The 417-nt window shown below is 69.8% G+C and carries 1 protein-coding gene; it reads right to left on the reverse strand.

Annotation, left to right across the window (positions count from 1 at the left end; genetic code table 11):
• Positions 1 to 417 (reverse strand): efflux RND transporter permease subunit (locus GVL52_RS29565; protein WP_200848037.1); only part of this gene is annotated, 417 nt, incomplete at both ends.

A 417-nucleotide genomic window follows, 5' to 3' on the forward strand; every position in this document is an offset into this window, starting at 1 on the left:
CCCAGTCGGCATATTCGCGCACCTCCATGGCCGACAGCGCGGGCGCGCCGGGCGGCGCATCCGGGCGGGCGCCGATGGGGATCGCGATCTGCAGGATCTCGCCCATGACGGAGCTGACCGGGCCCATGCGCGGCGTGATGCCGGGCGGAAGGCCCTCCTCCATCGCGCCGAGGCGCTCGGACACCATCTGCCGGGCACGGAAGATCTCCGTGCTCCAGTCGAAGGTGACGTAGATGAACGACAGCCCGGCGCTGGAGACGGAGCGCACGCTCTCCACCCCCGGCAGGCCGTTCATGGTCGTTTCCAGCGGGAAGGTGATGAGCTGTTCGACCTCTTCCGCGGCCATGCCGCCCGCCTCCGTCATCAGGGTGACGGTGGGCTTGTTGAGATCGGGGAACACGTCGACCGGCGTGCGCG

This window comes from Rhizobium sp. 18055 (assembly GCF_902706285.1).
In the GTDB taxonomy this organism is placed as follows: domain Bacteria; phylum Pseudomonadota; class Alphaproteobacteria; order Rhizobiales; family Rhizobiaceae; genus Rhizobium.